Source organism: Enterobacter sp. BNK-29 (genome assembly GCF_048684785.1).
Taxonomy (GTDB): domain Bacteria; phylum Pseudomonadota; class Gammaproteobacteria; order Enterobacterales; family Enterobacteriaceae; genus Enterobacter; species Enterobacter cloacae_M.
Map to the genome: position 1 here is coordinate 1,424,441 of NZ_JBLQTU010000001.1, position 20,147 is coordinate 1,444,587.

20 protein-coding genes and 1 pseudogene are annotated in these 20,147 nt (G+C 51.7%); 13 read left to right on the forward strand and 8 right to left on the reverse strand.

Annotated features, from left to right (window positions below):
• Nucleotides 1-433 precede the first annotated feature (433 nt).
• On the forward strand, nt 434-1,603 hold the full coding sequence (locus ACMGGX_RS06740; RefSeq protein WP_420298206.1) for a DNA repair protein: 1,170 nt from the start codon (nt 434-436) through the stop codon (nt 1,601-1,603).
• On the opposite strand, the gene ACMGGX_RS06745 is transcribed toward ACMGGX_RS06740, so the two are convergent.
• Nucleotides 1,604-2,368 carry a siderophore-interacting protein gene (locus ACMGGX_RS06745; protein ID WP_420298207.1) on the reverse strand — a complete coding sequence of 255 codons (765 nt, stop codon included), beginning with the start codon at nt 2,366-2,368 and terminating at the stop codon, nt 1,604-1,606.
• Between the two features lie 147 nt (nt 2,369-2,515).
• Here ACMGGX_RS06745 and ACMGGX_RS06750 point away from each other — a divergent pair, with 147 nt between their 5' ends.
• Nucleotides 2,516-3,010 carry a PadR family transcriptional regulator gene (locus ACMGGX_RS06750; protein WP_029741394.1) on the forward strand — a complete coding sequence of 165 codons (495 nt, stop codon included), beginning with the start codon at nt 2,516-2,518 and terminating at the stop codon, nt 3,008-3,010.
• On the opposite strand, the gene ACMGGX_RS06755 is transcribed toward ACMGGX_RS06750, so the two are convergent.
• A complete protein-coding gene (locus tag ACMGGX_RS06755) occupies nt 3,007-4,566 on the reverse strand; it encodes a methyl-accepting chemotaxis protein (protein ID WP_420298208.1) in 1,560 nt (519 codons plus the stop codon). The two genes, ACMGGX_RS06750 and ACMGGX_RS06755, sit on opposite strands and share 4 nt — an antisense overlap.
• Before the next feature lie 336 nt (nt 4,567-4,902).
• Nucleotides 4,903-6,423 carry a methyl-accepting chemotaxis protein gene (locus ACMGGX_RS06760; RefSeq protein ID WP_420298209.1) on the reverse strand — a complete coding sequence of 507 codons (1,521 nt, stop codon included), beginning with the start codon at nt 6,421-6,423 and terminating at the stop codon, nt 4,903-4,905.
• A gap of 435 nt (nt 6,424-6,858) precedes the next feature.
• Between ACMGGX_RS06760 and ygjG the strand changes: the two genes are divergently transcribed.
• The 10 genes from ygjG to ACMGGX_RS06810 all read left to right on the forward strand — a co-directional run bounded on the left by ygjG (nt 6,859) and on the right by ACMGGX_RS06810 (nt 16,359).
• Complete coding sequence (gene ygjG, locus ACMGGX_RS06765; protein WP_420298210.1) at nt 6,859-8,238, forward strand: putrescine aminotransferase; 1,380 nt, start codon at nt 6,859-6,861, stop codon at nt 8,236-8,238.
• A gap of 403 nt (nt 8,239-8,641) precedes the next feature.
• Nucleotides 8,642-9,187, forward strand: a complete 546-nt coding sequence (locus ACMGGX_RS06770; protein WP_181593882.1) for a fimbrial protein BcfA — start codon at nt 8,642-8,644, stop codon at nt 9,185-9,187.
• Between the two features lie 71 nt (nt 9,188-9,258).
• Nucleotides 9,259-9,816, forward strand: coding sequence for a fimbrial protein (locus ACMGGX_RS06775; protein ID WP_420298211.1), 558 nt, complete (start codon nt 9,259-9,261; stop codon nt 9,814-9,816).
• A gap of 14 nt (nt 9,817-9,830) precedes the next feature.
• Nucleotides 9,831-10,526, forward strand: coding sequence for a fimbria/pilus periplasmic chaperone (locus tag ACMGGX_RS06780; RefSeq protein ID WP_407065672.1), 696 nt, complete (start codon nt 9,831-9,833; stop codon nt 10,524-10,526).
• 22 nt (nt 10,527-10,548) lie between these two features.
• Nucleotides 10,549-13,173, forward strand: a complete 2,625-nt coding sequence (locus ACMGGX_RS06785) for a fimbrial biogenesis usher protein (RefSeq protein WP_420298212.1) — start codon at nt 10,549-10,551, stop codon at nt 13,171-13,173.
• Nucleotides 13,174-13,193: 20 nt separating this feature from the next.
• A complete protein-coding gene (locus ACMGGX_RS06790; RefSeq protein WP_348561730.1) occupies nt 13,194-14,291 on the forward strand; it encodes a fimbrial protein in 1,098 nt (365 codons plus the stop codon).
• Nucleotides 14,292-14,304: 13 nt separating this feature from the next.
• Complete coding sequence (locus ACMGGX_RS06795) at nt 14,305-14,835, forward strand: fimbrial protein (RefSeq protein WP_348561729.1); 531 nt, start codon at nt 14,305-14,307, stop codon at nt 14,833-14,835.
• A gap of 9 nt (nt 14,836-14,844) precedes the next feature.
• Entirely contained in the window at nt 14,845-15,369 is a 525-nt protein-coding gene (locus ACMGGX_RS06800) for a fimbrial protein (protein WP_249414591.1), read from the forward strand.
• A complete protein-coding gene (locus tag ACMGGX_RS06805; RefSeq protein WP_420298213.1) occupies nt 15,362-16,051 on the forward strand; it encodes a fimbria/pilus periplasmic chaperone in 690 nt (229 codons plus the stop codon). The genes ACMGGX_RS06800 and ACMGGX_RS06805 overlap by 8 nt, the downstream gene beginning before the upstream one ends.
• 8 nt (nt 16,052-16,059) lie before the next feature.
• Nucleotides 16,060-16,359 (forward strand): hypothetical protein, encoded by a 300-nt coding sequence (locus tag ACMGGX_RS06810; RefSeq protein ID WP_348561728.1) that lies wholly within the window; start codon nt 16,060-16,062, stop codon nt 16,357-16,359.
• 56 nt (nt 16,360-16,415) lie between these two features.
• On the opposite strand, the gene ACMGGX_RS06815 is transcribed toward ACMGGX_RS06810, so the two are convergent.
• Both ACMGGX_RS06815 and ACMGGX_RS06820 read right to left on the reverse strand, forming a co-directional pair.
• Nucleotides 16,416-16,649: an antibiotic biosynthesis monooxygenase gene (locus tag ACMGGX_RS06815; RefSeq protein ID WP_181593887.1), complete on the reverse strand. Its 234-nt coding sequence runs from the start codon at nt 16,647-16,649 to the stop codon at nt 16,416-16,418.
• Nucleotides 16,571-16,775 (reverse strand): annotated as a pseudogene (locus ACMGGX_RS06820) (hypothetical protein); the annotation flags it as partial. The gene ACMGGX_RS06815 and the pseudogene ACMGGX_RS06820, both read right to left, overlap by 79 nt.
• A gap of 166 nt (nt 16,776-16,941) precedes the next feature.
• On the opposite strand from ACMGGX_RS06820, the gene ACMGGX_RS06825 reads away from it, so the two are divergent.
• A complete protein-coding gene (locus tag ACMGGX_RS06825; protein ID WP_420298214.1) occupies nt 16,942-17,913 on the forward strand; it encodes a hypothetical protein in 972 nt (323 codons plus the stop codon).
• Nucleotides 17,914-17,955: 42 nt separating this feature from the next.
• Here ACMGGX_RS06825 and lsrG read toward each other — a convergent pair whose 3' ends face one another.
• Genes lsrG through lsrB form a run of 3 tightly spaced genes read right to left on the reverse strand, consistent with a single transcriptional unit; the run spans nt 17,956 to nt 20,146 of the window.
• Complete coding sequence (gene lsrG, locus ACMGGX_RS06830; protein ID WP_008503162.1) at nt 17,956-18,249, reverse strand: (4S)-4-hydroxy-5-phosphonooxypentane-2,3-dione isomerase; 294 nt, start codon at nt 18,247-18,249, stop codon at nt 17,956-17,958.
• Nucleotides 18,246-19,133 (reverse strand): 3-hydroxy-5-phosphonooxypentane-2,4-dione thiolase, encoded by an 888-nt coding sequence (gene lsrF, locus ACMGGX_RS06835; protein ID WP_348561724.1) that lies wholly within the window; start codon nt 19,131-19,133, stop codon nt 18,246-18,248. The genes lsrG and lsrF overlap by 4 nt, the downstream gene beginning before the upstream one ends.
• A gap of 11 nt (nt 19,134-19,144) precedes the next feature.
• Nucleotides 19,145-20,146 (reverse strand): autoinducer 2 ABC transporter substrate-binding protein LsrB, encoded by a 1,002-nt coding sequence (gene lsrB, locus ACMGGX_RS06840; RefSeq protein ID WP_042715406.1) that lies wholly within the window; start codon nt 20,144-20,146, stop codon nt 19,145-19,147.
• Between the last annotated feature and the right edge of the window lies 1 nt (nt 20,147).

Sequence of the window (20,147 nt, forward strand, 5' to 3'; positions counted from 1 at the left end):
ACCTTTATATATACCATTTCTTATTTCCCGGAAGACAATGCCGGGGCATTAACATCCCGGAATGTTATTAACAAATCACTCATAGATATAAAGGTCAACTAAAAAAAATAAATTTAGGTTTAGTGTAATAAAAATGAGCGTGACGTTGGATTTTGAGGAATTCACGAATACGATTTGTACAATGAAATATCCATTGCTATATGATGCTCCTCAGGCACGGAAAGCGCTGCGAACCCCATGGCGAAGCGTGGAAGCATTGGCAGAGCGGGAACGGGGAACGGGGAACGCAAACCATCCTGTCTCTTTACTCACAAACCCTAAAAACTAAAGAAATCCCCCATCGCGCCGATCATCATCCGTGTGTATTATTTCCTGTAGCTTTTACAACAACTAACCTTAACTCAAATACTTAAGCGCCAAAGCGAAAGGCATCATGAGCACACCGATCAAACGGCTAGAAATCATTAAAAATGCCATTGAACTGGAAGATGACGACATCATCCAGAGCCAGCTGACACGGCTGAAAAATGAAGCGTTTGACGATGAGCTACAGGCAATCGTCGTGGCGCTTGAAAAGAAGAACTACACCGCTGCGATGGCGGCAATTACCACCTGGCTGCAGGGCCAGCGCGCCGTGACCCAATGGCGCGATCCGCAGGTGGCCGCCAGCAAGCTGGAGCTGAAGGCGCTGGAAGAACGTCTGCGCGATCTGATTGACCGCCGCAACGCCCGGGTGCAGCAGCTTGACGAGTTCAACGATCTCTATTTCTCTCGCCTCGGGCCGCTGATGCAGCAGATCCTCGCCCTGCGCAAAACGCTGGCCGAGCTAAACCTGCGCCGTCAGCAGGCGGAAGCGCGCCGCCGTGAGGAAGATTACCGTCGCTGCCAGCGCTATATGGCGCAGGCGGTAGAGGTGCTGGCAACGCTCACCCAGCGCTGGCGCGATCTCCCGGCCGACTCCGTGCAGGCCGCTGAGGCGCGCAAGCATCTTGAACAGCAAAGCAATCTGATTGCCAACCTGCTGGCCGAAGCGCTGGAGCTGGAGAGCGGCTTAACGCGCGAAGAGGAGCCTGCGCGTCAGGCGCGCGACGACGCTAACGAAGAGTACGAGAAATATCGCGAGCAGCATCACGATGCCGAAGTGCGGCTGCGCAAGGGCAAGGATCTTTCGGAAGAGGATCGGAACGAGCTCAAGCGCCTCTGGCGGCAGGCGAGCAAGCTCTGCCATCCGGATCTGGTGGCGGACGACCTGAAAGAGGAAGCTAACGCGATGATGGTCCAGCTCAACCAGGCGAAGCAGCGTGGCGACGTTAAAACCATTCGCTCACTGGTGGCCCGGCTGCAGCAGGGCTTTGAGCCATTGATGGCAAGCGACAGGCTGAACGATCTGGAACGTATCCGCAAAAAAATGGCGCAGGTTCGCGAGCAAATCGACATTTTAGTGAACGAGCTGGCGGAGCTGGAGAAAGAGGAGTCCTGGCTTCTGGTCTCGTCGCTGAACAATATGGAAGCATACTTCGCTCAGCAGGAGAAAGCCCTGCACGAGGTCCGCGCCTCGCTCGAACATCAGGTGAGCGAAGCGCAGCTGGATTCCGCCGCCTGATTATTTGGCGTGCCAGTATGCGCTGGCACGCACCAGTTGAGGGTCAATCGCGTCGGTTTCAAACTGACGGCTCAGCGTCTTCACTACCTTCCCTTCCCCGGTCAGCCAGATGAAGTAATCTTCACCAGGAACGGCCAGCGCCGCCAGATGGTCCGCTACCGCCTGCTCGCTGTGGCCTACAACCCAGGTGATGTTGAATTCGCTCAGGTGCGCCAGATAGTCCTTATAAGAGTCGTCCCCGACCGTCACAACCGCATGAATTTCCGGGCGAACCGGCAGTTTGGCAATGCTCTCTAAGCGTCGACGCAGCGCGGGCATGCCGGACTCGTCGCACACGTACAGCTGCCAGGCGTAATCCTCCGGCACCACCAGCGAACCGCGCGGACCGCCGATGGTCAGCCTGTCTCCCGCTTTCGCCTTGACCGCCCAACGGCTGGCAATGCCGCCGTCATGAACGAAGAAATCGAGCACCAGCTCATGGTTTGCCTCGTCGTACAGCGGCGTATAGTCGCGCGTCTGAGGACGTACGCCGTCGCCCCAGTCGATGCCTTCATCGGTGACCACCGGCGGCACAAACACCGTTCCAGGGGCCGGGAAAAAGACTTTTGTATGGTCGTCGAAACCGCGGGAACTAAAGCCCTCCAGCTGCTCGCCGCCTAAAACAATGCGCTGGAAACCCGCGCTGGCGCGCTCAACGCGGAGCACCGTCAGCTCGCGAAAGCGCAGGTCATTACGAACACGCTGTGGGTAACGGGTAGATGCCATTTTTAGCCCCTTCTCTGGTGAATACGATATATCTAAATCAATTTTCAAATGATAATGATTACTAATAAGAAAAAATGCAAGATCTTTTAGATTGCATCTGAATATATCTTAGATATAGTTTAGATATATCAAATTGAGAGAGCTACTATGCGACACGAACACGACAGCGGCGGGCGCCGACCGCGATTTTTCGGCCACGGCGATCTGCGGCTGGTGATTCTGGATATCCTGACCCGCAGCGCGAGCCACGGCTACGAGCTGATCAAAGAGATCGAGAATCTGACTCAGGGGAATTACACCCCGAGCCCAGGCGTGATCTACCCGACCCTGGATTATCTTCAGGATCAAACCTTTATAACCATTACGGAAGAAGAGAACGGTCGTAAGACGATTACGATTACCGCTGAAGGACAACGCTGGCTGGACGAAAACCGGGAGCAGCTGGAACAGATCCAGGTGCGTATCAAAGCGCGTTCCGTCGGTTTTCAGCTGCGCAAAAACCCGCAGATGAAGCGGGCGCTGGATAACTTCAAAGCGGTGTTAGACCTGAAGGTGAATCAGGGAGAGCTCAGCGACGCGCAGCTCAAGCAGATTATCGGCGTTATTGACCGCGCGGCGCTCGAGATCTCCCAGCTGGACTAAGCCGGAGCGTGCTCGCTCACGCGGAAGACGCGTACCAGCTCCTTCAGGTGCATCGCCTGTTCGTTAAGCGATGCTGCCGCCGCGACGGACTCCTCCACCAGCGCGGAGTTCTGCTGGGTGGTGGCATCAATCAGGCCAATCGCGCTGTTAATCTGCGAGATACCTTCCGTCTGCTCGTGGCTGGCCTGGCGAATTTCGCGCAGGATCGCGTCCATCTCTTCCACGTTGCCGACCATCCCATTAATCAACGCACTCGCTTTTTCGACCAGGTTCATCCCGTCCTGGGTCTGACTGGTAGAGCTCTCAATCAGCTCGCGGATTTCGCTGGCAGATGACGCACTCTTCTGGGCAAGCTGGCGAACTTCACCCGCCACCACCGCAAAGCCGCGACCGTGCTCGCCGGCGCGCGCCGCTTCCACCGCCGCGTTCAGCGCCAGAATGTTGGTCTGGAACGCAATGGCGTCGATCAGGTCGATAATGTCGGACATCCGGTTCGACGTCTCGTTAATCAGGCGCATTTTGCTGGTCACCTGCTTCATCATCTCGCCGTTGTTTTTAACCACCGTGGCGGCATCCGCCGAAAGGTTGGTCGCTTCCCCGGTATGCGAGGCGGTATTTTTCACCGTCGCGGTGATCTGCTCCATCGAGGCGGCGGTCTGTTCAACAGAACTTGCCTGCTCTTCCGTGCGCGCGGCCAGATCCTGGTTCCCGGCGACAATCTGCGCGGCAGCACTGGAGATATTCTCCGAGCCGGTTTGCACCTGCTGCACGATGTCCAGCAGTCGCGTTTTCATCTCCATCAGCGCATGCAGCAGCAGACCCGTTTCGTCTTTGCCGTGTGGCGTGATGCTGCCCGTGAGATCGCCCTCAGAAATGGCTTTTGCAAAATGCACAGCCTCGCCGAGCGGACGAGTGATAGCGCGCACGATAAACCAGCCAATCAGGCTGCCTGCCGCAATGCTAAAGAGCGTGAGCAGGATCAGCAGCAGTCGGTTAGACCTGAAATCCCCTTCCACCTGCGCACCGGCACTCTGCATCTCGCTGTTTTGAATGGTAATCAGCTCCTTCACCTTCGCTTTATAAGCCTGCTGCACGGCGAGGGTGGTGGTCATCATCTCCTGAATAGCGCCCGCACGATTGTTGTTCTGCACCGCCTGCAAAATGCGGTAGCGCGAGTCCAGATACTGCTGGCGCACGCTGCGGATCTCCGCCAGCACCTGCTGAGACTTCTGATCCTGCAGCGCGTTGTTCAGCTCACCCAGGATCACCGTGATGCGCTCGCTGATCTCTTTCAGGCGCTGCTGAGATTGCCCCGTGTAAGTGCCCTGCTCGTCCAGCAGCATCAGCTGTTGAGTGCTAATAAATTCCTGGAAGTTATCGATTAACTGGTTCGCTTTTACCGTGGTCGGATAATCGCTGGTAATAATCGATTGCATCCCGTTATTAGCCCGGTTCAGGCTCAGCAGAGACAGGCTCGCGCTGATCGCCATCAGGACAATAAAGAACCCAAACGCCAGAAATAATTTCGTGCCGATCTTTACGTCATGTAAGAACATATTTTCTCCATCGATGTGATTATTTCTCAGACGATCGCTGTTATCGGTAACGATTTCGCTAACTTTATGAGTTTGATCGTTTTTTTATTTCATAACCCCCGCAATACATAGGTGCAGGCTATTAATATGGCCTCATCGATCGTTACCAGACCGTCAAACGGGGTATTTTCGAAATAGCATTCTGAAGAACTGACTTAGGCAGGAATAAATAGCTGAAGCACTTTCTTTAGTTATTTAATATTAAATTAACAATAAAATACATTAATAGTCACAACCAGAAAATAAAAAGCCGTTTATTCCTTACGAAATAAACGGCTTTTTTGGAACATTACTGACTCAGTGGAGCACAGTCACCGCATCCTTAAGGCGTCCGGCGCGGTGCTTCACCATTGCAGAAATGTGGGCGCTCTCCTCGACCAGGTCGGCGTTTTTCTGCGTGATGCTGTCGAGTTCGGCTACCGCGCGGGTCAACTCTGACAGTCCGGTTGCCTGCTCGGAGGTCGCGTGGCTGATCTGGGCGATAAGCTGCGTCACGTTTTTCACCTGCTCGACAATATCATCCATCGTGCGACCTGCGGCGTGAACCTGCTCAGAGCCGGACTGCACCTTGCTGGCGCTGGCATCAATGAGTTTACGAATATCATTGGCGGCACTGGCGCTTCGGCTGGCGAGATGGCGCACTTCGCCCGCGACCACGGCAAAACCTTTTCCCAGCTCTCCTGCCCTTGCCGCTTCAACCGCCGCGTTCAGCGCCAGAATATTGGTCTGGAAAGCGATGTCGTTAATCAGGGAGGTAATCGAGCCAATTCGCTGCGTGCTGTCGGCAATGTCATCCATGGTTTTCACCACGGTCTGCATCGCGTTGCCCCCTTTCGTCGCCGCGCTGCTCGCGGCCACGGAGAGTTTATCCACCTCGGCGGCGGTTTCAGAGTTACTCTGAACGGAAGCGGCCATCTGATTCATTGTTGCAACAGTCTGCTGCACGTTCGCCACGGTCTGACGCGTGCGATCGTTCAGATCTTCATTTCCCTGCGCCAGCCTGTCGCTGCCGTCACGGACGCTCACCACCTGGCTCGACACGTCATTGATTAACCAGCGGCACATCAGGCCCAGCTGCCCTACCGCGCGCAGCGTCAGCCCCAGCTCGTCGCTGCGGTTCAGATGCTGCACGCTGTTGCGCTCTCCGGTTGCGACCTTCAGGGCCTGTCGCGCCACATTCTCTACCGGGCGGACAATCTGCTGCTCAAACAGCAGTGTCCCCAGCAGCATGACCAGAGCGGCTGCGGCGAGCGGCATCCACCCGGCGGAGGTCGCGATCAGCGTGGCGGCGAGAACAGCAAAAAGCGCCGCCATCACGCTGCGCATGCGCCAGCGCAGCGGCATAGCCGGCAGTTTGCCCAGCCAGCCTTTTCCAACCACCAGCCCTTTATGAATACGTTTTTTACAGCGCCCTTCGTTCAGCGCCCGGTAGAGCGGCTCCACGGCGGCAATCTCTTCCGCTGTGGCTTTGGTGCGAATGGACATATAGCCTGTCACCTGCCCGCGGCGCACCATCGGCACCGCATTCGCACGCACCCAGTAGTGGTCACCGTTTTTGCGCCGGTTTTTGACAATTCCGCTCCACGGCTCGCCCTGCTGCAGCGTGTACCACATATCGGCAAACGCGGCTTTTGGCATATCGGGGTGGCGCACCATATTGTGCGGCTGGCCCGTCAGCTCATCGAGCTGGTAGCCGCTCACCTGCACAAAGGTGTCGTTGGCGTGTGTGATGTAGCTGTGGACGTCTGTGGTAGACATTAAGGTGGTGTCATCGTCCAGAGGATATTCATTCTGGGTGACATAGGTTGGAGAGGACATCGTGGGCATCCCTTGCAGGTTATTTGAATGTTAATTTTGTGGGTCAATGTTTTTTCGGCGGTAAACAATTTATCTTTAGTTGTTAAACTTGATGAAGATCGCAGATTTCACTTAAACCATACTTTTTGTACGATTTTATAATTCATTGATTTCAAATACTTTCACAAAGAAATTACCTATAAAGCATGACCAGTTAATGCCCACTTAAGTTGCAGCCAATGCACTTCTTTAGTGCAGATGCGGTTTTCCGCCCTCATTTATCCTTTCTGTCCTGTACCGCTAAATCCCGTTTCGGTTGCTCCGGCATGATTAAATATTGTGCAACATTATTTTAACCTGGCGTTTATCCCGATTTTCGTTAAGTCATCTGAAGTGGCGTAATCCCTGCAATACTTAAACCAGTATCATGTGATACGCGATCCCCGGGAGCACATTTTGAACAGGTTACCTTCCAGCGCCTCGGCTCTTGCCTGTACCGCGCACGCACTGAATCTCATTGAGAAGCGAACGCTCGATCATGAGGAGATGAAACAACTTAACCGAGAGGTCATCGATTACTTTAAAGAGCACGTCAATCCAGGTTTTCTGGAGTATCGCAAATCTGTTACCGCCGGCGGGGATTACGGAGCCGTAGAGTGGCAAGCGGGGAGTCTTAACACGCTTGTCGACACCCAGGGACAGGAGTTTATCGATTGCCTGGGTGGTTTTGGTATCTTCAACGTGGGGCACCGTAATCCAGTTGTGGTTTCCGCCGTACAGAATCAACTTGCGAAACAACCTCTCCATAGCCAGGAACTGCTCGACCCGCTTCGCGCCATGCTCGCGAAAACGCTGGCGGCCTTAACGCCCGGCAAACTGAAGTACAGCTTCTTTAGCAACAGCGGCACGGAATCGGTCGAAGCTGCGATTAAACTCGCCAAAGCGTACCAGTCGCCGCGCGGGAAATTCACCTTTATCGCCACCAGCGGCGCGTTCCACGGTAAATCCCTGGGCGCACTGTCTGCTACCGCCAAATCCACCTTCCGCAAACCGTTTATGCCGCTGCTGCCGGGCTTCCGCCACGTGCCGTTTGGCGACATCAACGCCATGCGCACCGTGCTGAGTGAATGCCGTAAAACCGGCGATGACGTGGCGGCGGTGATCCTTGAGCCGATTCAGGGTGAAGGCGGCGTGATCCTCCCTCCGCAGGGCTATCTGCCCGCCGCGCGTCAGCTATGCGATGAGTTTGGCGCGCTGCTGATCCTCGACGAAGTCCAGACCGGGATGGGCCGCACCGGCAAAATGTTTGCCTGCGAGCACGAAAACGTTCAGCCGGACATCCTGTGCCTGGCGAAGGCGCTCGGCGGCGGCGTGATGCCGATTGGTGCGACGGTTGCGACTGAAGAGGTCTTCTCGGTGCTGTTCGACAACCCGTTCCTGCATACCACCACCTTTGGCGGTAATCCGCTGGCCTGTGCGGCCGCGCTGGCGACCATCAACGTGCTGCTGGAGCAAAACCTGCCCGCGCAGGCGGAGCAGAAAGGCGACATGCTGCTGGACGGCTTCCGTCAGCTAGGCCGGGAGTATCCGGACCTGGTGCAGGACGCGCGTGGGAAAGGGATGCTGATGGCGATTGAGTTTGTCGATAACGAAACCGGCTATAGCTTCGCGAGCGAGATGTTCCGCCAGCGGGTGCTGGTCGCCGGAACGCTCAACAACTCGAAAACTATCCGCATTGAACCGCCGCTGACGCTGACGATTGAGCAGTGCGAGCAGGTGCTGAAAGCGGCGCGTAAAGCGCTGGCAGCGCTGCGAATAAGTGTGGAAGAGGCGTAAGTCACTCCCCTCCTTACCGGAGGGGAGTTGTTAGTTTTTTTGAATAATCTGCAAAACCCACCGAATCCCCAATTCAATTTCTTAATCCTGTGCGGGATATTTCGCTCAACATACTCATTCTACAACGAATTCTTAAAGAACAAATACAATACAACACATTAGTCCAAAAACAGACAAAAATGAATTTGAAAATAAACATGCTGACTGCAAGAATGCATCCCGAACAGTAAGGGATACAAAATACAATTAAGAGGTTCTATTAATTATACATAGAACCAAATTATTTAGAAGTGCGTATTCACTTGCTGCAAAAAGGAAATGATAACGCCGCCATCAAAAAAGCAGTGAGTATTGTTTCTGGCTCTGGCGATAAAAAATCTTTAATGTTTTTTTGGAGAAACAAATGAAAAAGCACGTATTAGCAATGGTTGTAACTGCTCTGATGGCAGGTGGTGCAGCATCCGTAGCCCAGGCTGCAGATGTAACTGTAGCGGGTGGTACTGTTAACTTTATTGGTGAAGTTGTTAACGCAGCTTGTGCAGTCGCTGCTGACTCTCTTGACCAGACTGTAACCCTGAGTCAGGTCCGTACCGTTCGTCTGGCTACAGCAGGTCAGGCAGCCGGTCAGAAAGAAGCTTTCCAGATTAAACTGGAAGACTGCGATACCACTGTGAGCACTGCTGCTGCAGTAATGTTTAACGGCCAGGAAGATGCAGACGCAGCCGGTACTCTGGCTAACACAGCTGGCGCTGGCGCGGCTAAAAACGTTGCTCTGCAGCTGTACGGACCGGATGGTAAAGTTCTGGAAATGGGTGAAAAATCCTCTTCCATTACTCTGGCCGACGGCTCTAACGTTGTACCACTGAGCGTGGATTATATCGCGACTAAAGCGGCATCTACCCCAGGTAACGTTGCAGCCGTAGCAACCTTTAATGTGATTTATTCCTAATCAGGAATAATGCTGCAGGCCTCCGCAGCATATCGCGGAGGCTTTTTTTATAATTTTGCAGTGGAGGCAATATGCGGCAATTAATGCGTCGCAACCTTTACAGCGTCCTGACCCCGTTCTTTATTATCTTCTCCCTTTCGGTTCACGCAGCTCCGTTAAATAATTATATAAAATATGGCTACGTGCATTTTTATGGTGAGGTGGTGAACGCAGGATGTTCTGTTGCAACGGATAGCCAGGATCAGACTGTGCAAATGGGGCAGGTGCGCAATAATACATTTAGCGCTCCAGGTGAATGGAATGCTCCTCATTCCTTCCGGATAAAGCTTGAAGATTGTTCTACCGAAGTAATGAAAAACGTCGGGATTATGTTTACCGGTGAAAGCGATAGCAAAGACCCGCTAGTTTTCCGGACAGGTAATCACGCAGGAGCATCCAATGGCGTGGGATTAGGTATTTCAGACTCCCTTGGCCATTTACTGGTTCCTAATACCTCTCCCGTTAGATATTCGCCGTTAGAAGAGGGTGAAACGGTATTAAATTACACCGCACGTTATCGGGCGACAAGTCGAAACGTCATTCCAGGTGATGCCAGCACACAGGTTTGGTTTAGCCTTTATTATCAGTGATTAGAGAGTTAGAAATGAAATATCCTTACTTGAAAAAAACCGCTACCGGCCTGGTGGGGTTAGTAATGCTAGGTTCAACAACATTTGCCCATGCCGGTGGCGTAGCACTTGGCGCGACTCGCGTTATTTACTCGCAAGGAGATAAACAAGTCTCTCTGCCTATTAATAACTCTTCAGAAAGCACAGAATTTTTAATTCAGTCATGGGTTAACGATGCCAGTGGAGTTAAATCGTCAGATTTCATTCTCACACCTCCCCTTTTTGTCATTCATGCTAAAAAAGAGAACACGCTGAGAATCATGTATGTAGGTCCAGACTTGCCAACAGACCGTGAAAGCGTATTTTACCTTAACAGTAAAGCGATTCCGTCTGTTGATAAGTCAAAAATTTCAGCAAATAATCTGCAAATTGCAACTCAAAGTGTAATTAAGCTATTCGTTCGTCCCAAAAAACTTCCAACGCCATCCATTGATGCGCCAAAAACGCTTCGCTGCCAACTTTCCGGTAATAAAGTTACGCTAACTAACCCTTCACCTTATTATATTACCTTAGTGAGATTTTATTCCGGCGGAACAAAGTTACCTAACTCTATGGTCGCTCCAAAAAGCAACCTTACTGTTGATATTCCGGGCGGGAATAACGGAAAAATAACGTTCCAGACGCTCAATGATTTTGGCGCAAATACGCCTACGCAGTCCTGCGCAGGCTAATACATAAGACTGGTGCAAACACATGCAGTGTAATAACCAACATAATTTAAAATCATTTTCCCTCACACCGATAACTCTGGCATTGATAGCAGCAATTTTTTCTACCCAAAGTTATGCAGGGAACTATTTCAATCCAGCTTTCCTTGCAAGCGATCCTGCTGCAGTGGCGGATTTGTCGCGCTTCGAAGGTAATGGTCAGGCGGCGGGAAAATATCGTGTCGAAATTTGGCTGAACGGCTCATTCCTTGCTACCCGGGATGTTACCTTCAATGCCCGTGGAAAAAATGATAAAAGTTCATCTGACGACACCGGACTTATCGCCTGCCTCACGCCAAACGCGCTGCAGAATATGGGTGTTAATATCAAAGCTATTCCGGATTTACCAAAAGCACCGGCGGACAGCTGTGTTGATATCGAAAAAACGATTCCTTCGGCATCAAGCTCGTTTGATTTTGAGCACCAGAAATTAGACATAAGTATTCCGCAGGCGGCAATGAATAACAATGCTCGCGGATATATTCCCTCAGAGGAATGGGATGACGGTATCAATGCTCTGCTGGTGAACTATCAATTCACCGGCTCGAACAGCCAGGACCGCACTGAGGGCGGCAACTCGGATAATAACTATTTCCTTGGGTTAAACAGTGGGCTTAATCTGGGTCCATGGCGCCTACGCGATTACTCATCCTGGAATTACGACAGTTCCAACAGAGACGAGAAGAGCAAGTGGGATCACATTAGCACCTATGTCCAGCGCGCGATCATTCCGCTGAAGAGCGAGTTGACAATGGGTGACAGCTACACGCCGTCGGACATCTTCGATAGCGTGCCGTTTCGTGGCGTGCAGTTGGCGTCTGATGACAACATGCTACCGGACAGCCTGAGAGGGTTCGCGCCGACAATCCGCGGTATTGCCAAAAGCAATGCCCAGGTCACGATCAAACAGAACGGCTATGTCATTTATCAAAGTTACGTTACGCCTGGTGCATTTGCTATTGATGATCTGTTCCCCACCTCTTCAAGCGGTGACTTAACCGTTGAAGTCAAAGAGTCTGACGGTAGCGTAACCAGTTATTCCGTGCCTTACTCCGCCGTTCCAGTTCTCCAGCGTGAAGGAAGGGTGAAATACGCTGCCACCGCTGCGGAATACCGTGGTAACAGCGATCAGCAAGATGATATGAATTTTGTGCAGGGCACATTGTCTTGGGGTTTACCTCACGGCTTCACCGCCTATGGCGGTAGCCAGTTATCCGAAGATTACGCCGCATTCGCGCTGGGTGGTGGTGTCAACATGGGGAACTTCGGCGCAATTTCCGTCGATGTCACTCAGGCTCACAGTACCCTGGCAGACGACAGCACCCATGATGGTCAGTCGGTTCGTTTCCTGTACGCAAAATCGCTTAACGATTTTGGCACCAACTTCCAGCTGCTCGGTTACCGTTACTCCACATCAGGTTTCTATACCCTGGATGATACGGCTTATAAGCATATGGATGGCTACACCGCTGATTTCGACGATGATGACGATAAACAAGATACTCCTGTCTGGGCCAGCTACTACAACCTTTACTACAGCAAACGCGGCAAAGTACAGCTGAACGTCTCACAACAGTTAAATGATTATGGTTCCATATTTGTTACGGGCAGCCAGCAAAGCTACTGGAACACCGATGACACCGATACGCTAATGCAGGTTGGCTATAGCGGCACGTATGCAGGGATTTCATATAGCCTGTCGTACAACTACAACAAGAATGCGGGCGCGCCGGAGAGCGATCAGATTTACGCGCTGAATCTTTCTCTTCCGCTGAGCAGCTGGCTGACCCCTGGGGGGGATATTTCGCAAAGCAGCAACAATAATGCTTATGCAACTTATAGTCTCAGTACGGACAGACACGGCACCACCACCCAAAACGCAGGCGTAAACGGTACATTACTAGAAAGTAATAACCTCAACTATAGCGTCCAGCAGGGTTACCAGAATCACGGAACCGGTGCCAGCGGCAGCGCCAGCCTGCAGTACAACGGGGGTTACGGTAACGCTAACGCTGGCTACAACTACAGTAGCAACGGCGATTACCAGCAGGTGAACTACGGTCTGAGCGGCGGAGTGGTGGCGCATCGCAATGGTATTACGCTGAGCCAACCGCTGGGCGATACCAACGTGCTGATTGCCGCACCTGGCGCGGATAACGTCAATGTTGAAGGTCAGGCTGGCGTTCATACCGATTTGCGCGGCTATGCCGTCGTTCCTTACGCCACAACCTATCGTCTGAACCGCATGGCACTTGATACTAACTCGATGGGCGATGATCTGGATATCGACGATGCCGTCACTAACGTGGTTCCGACCAAAGGAGCTCTGGTTCGCGCCGAGTTTAAGGCCCACAAAGGCCTGCGTACACTGCTGAAACTGACGCATAACGGCAAGCCGATTCCCTTCGGAACGGTGGTCTCTCGCAGCGATAACGGTGGTGATAGCATCGTTGGTGAAAATGGAGAAGTTTATCTGGCTGGATTGGCGCCGAAAGGGACGATCAAGGCAGTATGGGGCTCTGAAAGTAGACAGCAATGTTCCGCAAATTACACATTATCAAGCAATAATCTGAAAATGGCTATTGTTAAAGAAAATGTAACTTGCCTGTAATCTCATTTATGAAATTCGGAATGACTATGTTATTAGTTAAAAACAAACCAATATTGAATTCAATTGTATTGAATTTCATATTCATCGTAGGTGGATTAATTTTTTCCTGTGGAAATGTTTTTGCCAATGGAAACTGCACCGGTGCCTCTGGTAGTACCAATCAACTTTCCGCCAACGTGGGTACAATTACAGTAACGAACCCAGACCAAAACAAAGCGGGAGTAGTTATTGGGTCAGCCTATAAATGGACACTATCTGGATATACTCAAAACTGTACATGCGCTCAACCTGCTACAGCCCGCGAATGGCATTGGACTACCACAACCACATTACCATCAGCAGGTGATGATGGTTGGCTAATATACTCTGATTATCTCGATGCGAAACTTTCGATTACCGATCCACATTTTGGCACTGACGGAGGCACTGGAACACGTACTGTTCCATTTTCAAATGTTGAAACAATGTCGGTCCCTAATGATCCATGTGGGATAAATAGAAATTATGACTCGAACGCAACAGGTTCACATGGTGAGCTTGCTTTGAGAATCAGGAAGCCTTTCGTAGGTACTGTATCGCTCGCTTCTACTCCGATAGCGAGTTTATACTCTTGTCTTACAACAGATGAGTACTGTGAACCGGTTGGTGTCCCGACAATTAATTATACATTGACGGGTACGGTTACAGTTCCACAGAGTTGTATTATTAATGCAGGGCAGATTATTAGTATTGATTTTGGCACCATGGTGAACTCAGCATTTAAAACAGCAGGGCAAAAACCGGCAGGATTTACAGATAAAACCTTCAATGTACCGATTCATTGCTCTGGCCCAGGTATTTCAGAAGCGATGAATATGTCGGTACGTTTAACAGCAACGCCTGTAGCCGGAAACAGTAATGCGATCGGTAGTGACAACAATGATGTAGGCGTCATAGTCACGAATGCGGAAGGTAATATACTACAACCTAATAATATCAATAGTATTTTGCCGTTCAATGTTGATAGTAATGGCAATGCCTCCGTAACGCTTAAGGCTTACCCTATCAGTACTACGGGCAATCGACCGAAAGAAGGGGTATTTAACGCATTGGCCACAGTAGTTATCGATTTTGCATAACAGGAATAATACAATGAATATATTCAGACCAGCATACCTGTTAGCATTATTAATAGGTATACAGGGTGCTAATGCCGCCGACAACCTGAAGTTTACAGGAACCATTGTCGCCTCAGCCTGCGATGTGGATACGTCCAGTGCCAACCAGGATGTCACTATCGGCCAGTTTTCGCCTGCGGATTTTCCAACCGTAGGTACCACAACGGCAGCCGCGAAGTTTAATATTAAGCTAAAAGACTGTAGCGCAGATATTGCAGGCTCGAAAGTCCTCTTTAGTGGAACCAGCGATAACAGTGACCAAACTTTATTGGCATTATCTGACACTGGAAAAGGGACTGAAGGTAAAATGGCGACCGGCATTGGCGTACAGATATTAGATGCCAACCAGAACCCTATCAGCATTAATAATAGCGATTCGGATGTTTATCCTTTGGTTGAAGGCGATAACACCCTCGACTTTTATTTACGATACAAATCAACTAAAACAGACGTGACGGCCGGGGATGCCACCGCCGTTATGTATTTTGATATGAATTACCAATAGGAGGCGGCAATGAAACGTATTATGTTGGTTTGTGCGCATCTCCTGCTCGGGCTGGCAGGATTCAGTGCGACCGCTCATGACGGCACAATTAATGTGCTTGGTAAAATTGTAGAGAGCAGTTGTGCGGTAACCGCTGATTCGAAAACGCTCAACGTTAACTTAGGTAGCGTAGCGAGTAAGCAATTTACCAGGGCGGGCGATGGATCGGTTTTCGAACCTTTCGCCATAAATCTTGAGAAATGTCCGGCAGCGGTGAAAACCGTTACCGTTCATTTCGAAGGGACAGCGGATAGCCAAAATGCTGATTTGCTCGCATTAACGACAGGTGCATCTTCGGCGGCAGGTGTTGGCGTGGGGATCTATAACGCCGATTACAGCCTTATTCCTTTTGGCGATGAGAGCGCAAAAATCACTCCTGCCGAAGGCGAAACGACTGCAACACTGAATTTTTACGCCCGTTATGTAGCTAATGGTGGAACCGTTACTGCTGGTACGGCAAATGCCTCTGCAACGTTTGTTTTGACCTATGCGTAAATTGTGCATTCTGATTCTGTTTTTCTGTTCAGTTGCACAGGCTGGTGTCGTCGTTGGCGGCACCCGTTTCGTGATCTCTGAAAAGAAAAAAAGCGCAAGCGTATCGGTCTATAACCGTTCTGCCATCGCATACCTGGTGAATTCTAAGATTACGCGTGGAGACATATGGTTCGGCAACGAAAATGCTCAGACAAGCGATGTAGCATTTACGATTACCCCTCCGCTTTTTTCACTTGCCGCAGGCAGAGAAAACACGCTTCGCATCGTTCAAACCGGCGACAATTTACCGTCCGATCGTGAAAGCTTATATACCGTGAGTATTGCCGCGATCCCGTCAGGCGCAGCTGAACCAGATAAGGTTCAGCTGGCTGTGCGGTCGAACCTCAAACTGTTCTACCGCCCTTCCGGGTTGAAGGGCAGCCCGGAAGACGCGTATCGACAGCTTGTATGGCGACATACCGCCGGCGGTCTTACTGTTGAAAACAAAACTCCCTATTACGTCACGCTATTCAACCTCAAGGTGAACGGTAAAGCGATTGATGACGCGGGGGTTGTGGCTCCGTTTAGCCAACGACAGAGCAACTGGTGTCCGGACAAGGTGAACTGCCAGTTAGTCTGGCAAAGCATCAATGACTATGGGCGCGTGATGCCTGTCGTCACAAAAAATACTAATATTGAGTGAGTTAAAACATGAACCTGACCAAATCAATTTTCACCAAGCTGGTGCTGCTGACAGCGATTTCAACACCTGTACTGAGCCAGGCACAGGAAAAACCCGCCTTCACGCCGGAGCAGCAAGCTCAAATCGGCAAAATTGCCGAGGAGTATTTCACTGCGCATCCGGAGCAAATCGGCGAGGCCATCTCTGTTTACCTGGCCACACATCCGGAATTTCTTGTCGCGGCCAGCGATACCCTCCGCCAGAATCAGCAGGCTGCCGCGAAAAAAGTGCAGGAGATGCAGCAGGCTGCACAGGCTAAATCAAAGTAACAACATTTCCCCCTCATCTGCCGTGAGGGGGTTTTCATCGCAGAAACACTCCCCTCTTATTCCGGCAAAAGCCCAACAAAACTGCGTATCTTGCGCGGCTCCGACATCAACCCTTCAAGTTTATCCACACACGCCAGATAGTGCGGCGTTTGCTTGTGCGCCAGCACCGCCTCTTCGTCTTTATAGGCCTCGTAGATAAAGAACCGGGGTTTCACCCTCGGATCATGCAATACGTCAAAGCGCAGATTTCCCGGCTCCTGGATTGCCCCCTCGTGGTTAGCATGGAACATATCCAGAAACCCACTTCACAGGCATTCCTGGTCTCATGAACCACTTTTCATCGCCTTCAGCATGACGCGCGGCGCGCTGGACTGGAAGATGTTGCGCCCCATGTCCACGTCGGAAGCTCGCTGGTCAGAAACAAGCGCGGAGTGGATTAATAATCTGGAAAGCTGTTGCCTGACATAACGGTGCATACACCACTGCTTGCAAGAGATTACAACCTCAGCATACCGGCATAATGATTCTCCCTTTGGAATAGGATATCATTTGGAAAAAATCGACCATCAACCTTGAGGGACCATGCGCTACTATTTTCTGGAATGGGTAAATGATTTTGAAATTATGATGCTTAATTCTCTGGCGAAGGATTATCCCGTCATGAAAATTAATCGTATTATGCGGCGCTATAAATCAGTTAATGCCCTTATGCCCGGTACGCTGTTAAAAAAATGGCATAAACGTTTTCATTGTGCAGTTAAATTATCAGCGATAAAACCAGATGATATTGTAATTTGTAACGGCTATAGCGTTTTCCCCTTCCTGGATTATATTGCCAGCATGCCGTGCAAAAAAGTGTTAATCCTGCGCGATTCGGTTGTGGCCTTAACACGTAAGCGCCGCCTCCTGGGTCAACTCAAAGAAGACGAAGACTATATCGAAACGGTTCGCCCGGTATTTGACGTAATATTTAGTTTTGACTCTGCTGACTGCCAACGCTATAGCCTGGCAATGATTGAGCAATTTTTACCGTTCAGCCTGCATGAAATTCAACGGTTACAAAAAGAGAGCAAGAGCGAGAATAAGCGCTGTTTTTTTGTTGGAGGCTATGAACCGATTCGTGCAGAAACTCTGAAAATCCTTACGCCTGAACTTGAGAATAGCGGTTATAAACCCGATTTTTATCTGTTGGATAAATACAATAATCATGATAGCTATCCGGACAACTGTCAAAATAAAAGACTTAGCTACATCGAAAACATTGAGAAGGTGAAGCACGCCTCTGTTTTACTGGAAATCAATAAACCAGAGCAACGAGGATTAACGCTACGTGCTTTGGAAGCACTTATTTTCAATAAAAAATTAATTACCACAAACGCGTCGATTCGAAGCATGGATCTTTACGACCCTTCACGAATCTTTATTTATAACGTGGATGATATTGAAGGTCTTCAGGACTTTTTGCAAAGCCCTCTCCCCCATGTGGATGAAAAGCTACTGAGTAAATACAGTGCTGATAATTTGATAATGACATTGCAGAAGGTTAATTTCTGACAACGTGTTTACCCGACAGACAGGCTCTGTCGGGTAACTCCGCTACTCCGGCAACAGCCCCACAAAACTGCGTTTCTTGCGCGGCTCCGACATCAATTCCTCAAGCTTATCCACGCACGCCAGGTAGTGCGGGGTTTGCTTGTGCGCCAGCACCGCCTCTTCGTCTTTATAGGCTTCGTAGATAAAGAACCGGGTCTTCACCCTCGGGTCCTGCAATACGTCAAAGCGCAGGTTTCCCGGCTCCTGGATTGCCCCCTCGTGGTTGGCGCGAAACACCTCCAGAAACTCGTCCACCCGCTCGGGCTTGATGTTGATTTCAACCAGCGTCACGTTCATTTTGCTTCTCCCTGTTTCTCTTCCTGCCAGAACTGAAACGCATCGCGGGCGTTCCAGCTCTCGTGAACCACTTTTTTCACCGCCTTCAGCATGGCGAGCGGCGCGCTGGACTGGAAGATATTGCGCCCCATGTCCACGCCGGACGCGCCCTGGTCGATCGCCCGCCAGCACATCTCCAGCGCCTCGTGCTCCGGCAGCTTTTTGCCCCCGGCGATCACAATCGGCACCGGGCAGCTGGCGGTCACTTTTTCAAAGCCCTCGTCCACGTAGTAGGTTTTGACGAACTGCGCCCCCATTTCGGCGGCGATGCGGCTGGCCAGCGAGAAATAGCGCGCGTCCCGCGCCATCTCTTTACCGACGCCCGTTACCGCCAGCGTCGGCATGCCGTAGCGCGCGCCCGCGTCCACCAGCTTGATGATGTTGTTGATCGACTGATGCTCGAACTCGCTGCCGATGTACACCTGCGCCGCCACCGCGCAGACGTTCAGGCGCAGCGCGTCTTCCATCGCCACCGCCACGCACTCGTTCGACAGCTCGCCCAGAATCGAATTACCGCCGGAGGCGCGCAGCACCACCGGTTTGTTCGTCGCGGCTGGCACCTGGCTCCTGAGGATGCCGCGGGTGCACATCAGCACGTCGGTTTCGCCAAACAGCGGCGCGATGGAGAGATCGATACGCTCAAGGCCGGTGGTCGGCCCCTGAAAGTAGCCGTGGTCAAAGGCCAGCATCACCGTGCGGTTGCTCTGCGGGTTGAAGATGCGCGCAAGTCTGGACTGCATGCCCCAGTCCAGCGAGCCGCAGCCCTTCAGGGTGTAAGGCACATTCTGCTGCGGCGTGCCGATGCCAAAATCCTTGCCGTCTTTGATGTCGTCTAAATCAGCCATTTGCTCCCCCGTCAGAAATCATATTTGCTGATGTTCTCTTTGGTGAACACCACGCGCTCCGGCAGCAGCACGATGCCGTTGCCCTTCGCCTCATACTGGTAGCCCTGCACGCTGTTCGGCTCGACCTTCAGCGCGCCTATATCTTTTACGTCCACGCTGTCGCCGACGTTAAGATCGCCTTTTTTCAGCAGACGATCGGCGACATTGACCGCAATTTTGCCCTGTTGCACCACGTCCCACAGGCCGAAGGCTTTCACCGTGCCGCGCTCAACGTACGGGCGCATGACGTTCGGCGTGCTGAAGCCAACAATCGCCACCCCTTCGCGTTTCAGGTTTTCCGCCGCCTGCGCCGCCGCTGGAAGCGCGTTGGCGTCCGGGGCGATGATCGCATCCAGATCCGGATACGCTTTTAAGATCCCTTCGGCGGTTTGCAGAGATTTGGTGGCGTCGTTATAGCCAAACTGGGTCGTCACGACCTGCCACTGCGGATGATCTTTCTCGATTTTGGCCTTCGCCTCTTTCACCCACTGGTTCTGGTCGGTGACGGTCGGGCTTGAGTAGAAGAACGCCACTTTAGCGTTCGGTTTGGTGACCTGTTTGCCCGCCATCTCCACCAGCAGGCCGCCGAGCTGCTCCGGCGTCCCCTGGTTGATATAGATGCTGCGGCACTCCGGTTTGGTGTCCGAATCCCAGGTCAGGACCTTGACGCCGCGCTGCATCGCGCGCTTGAGCGCCGGGCAGAGACCGTCCGGGGACACGGCGGAGACGATAATGGCGTTATAGCCCTGGTTGACGAAGTTATTGATGAGCTGCACCTGGCCGGAGACGCTCGGCTCGGTCGGGCCGTCGTAGGTCACGTCCACGCCGAGGTCTTTCCCCGCCTCTTTCGCGCCGTTGCCGCCGCTGGTGAAGAACCCCACGCCCACCAGCTTCGGGATAAAGGCAATGCGGTCCGCCGCCTGCGCCGAGGCGAAGCTGAGAGCCATTGCCAGGACGAACAGTTTTGTTTTCATC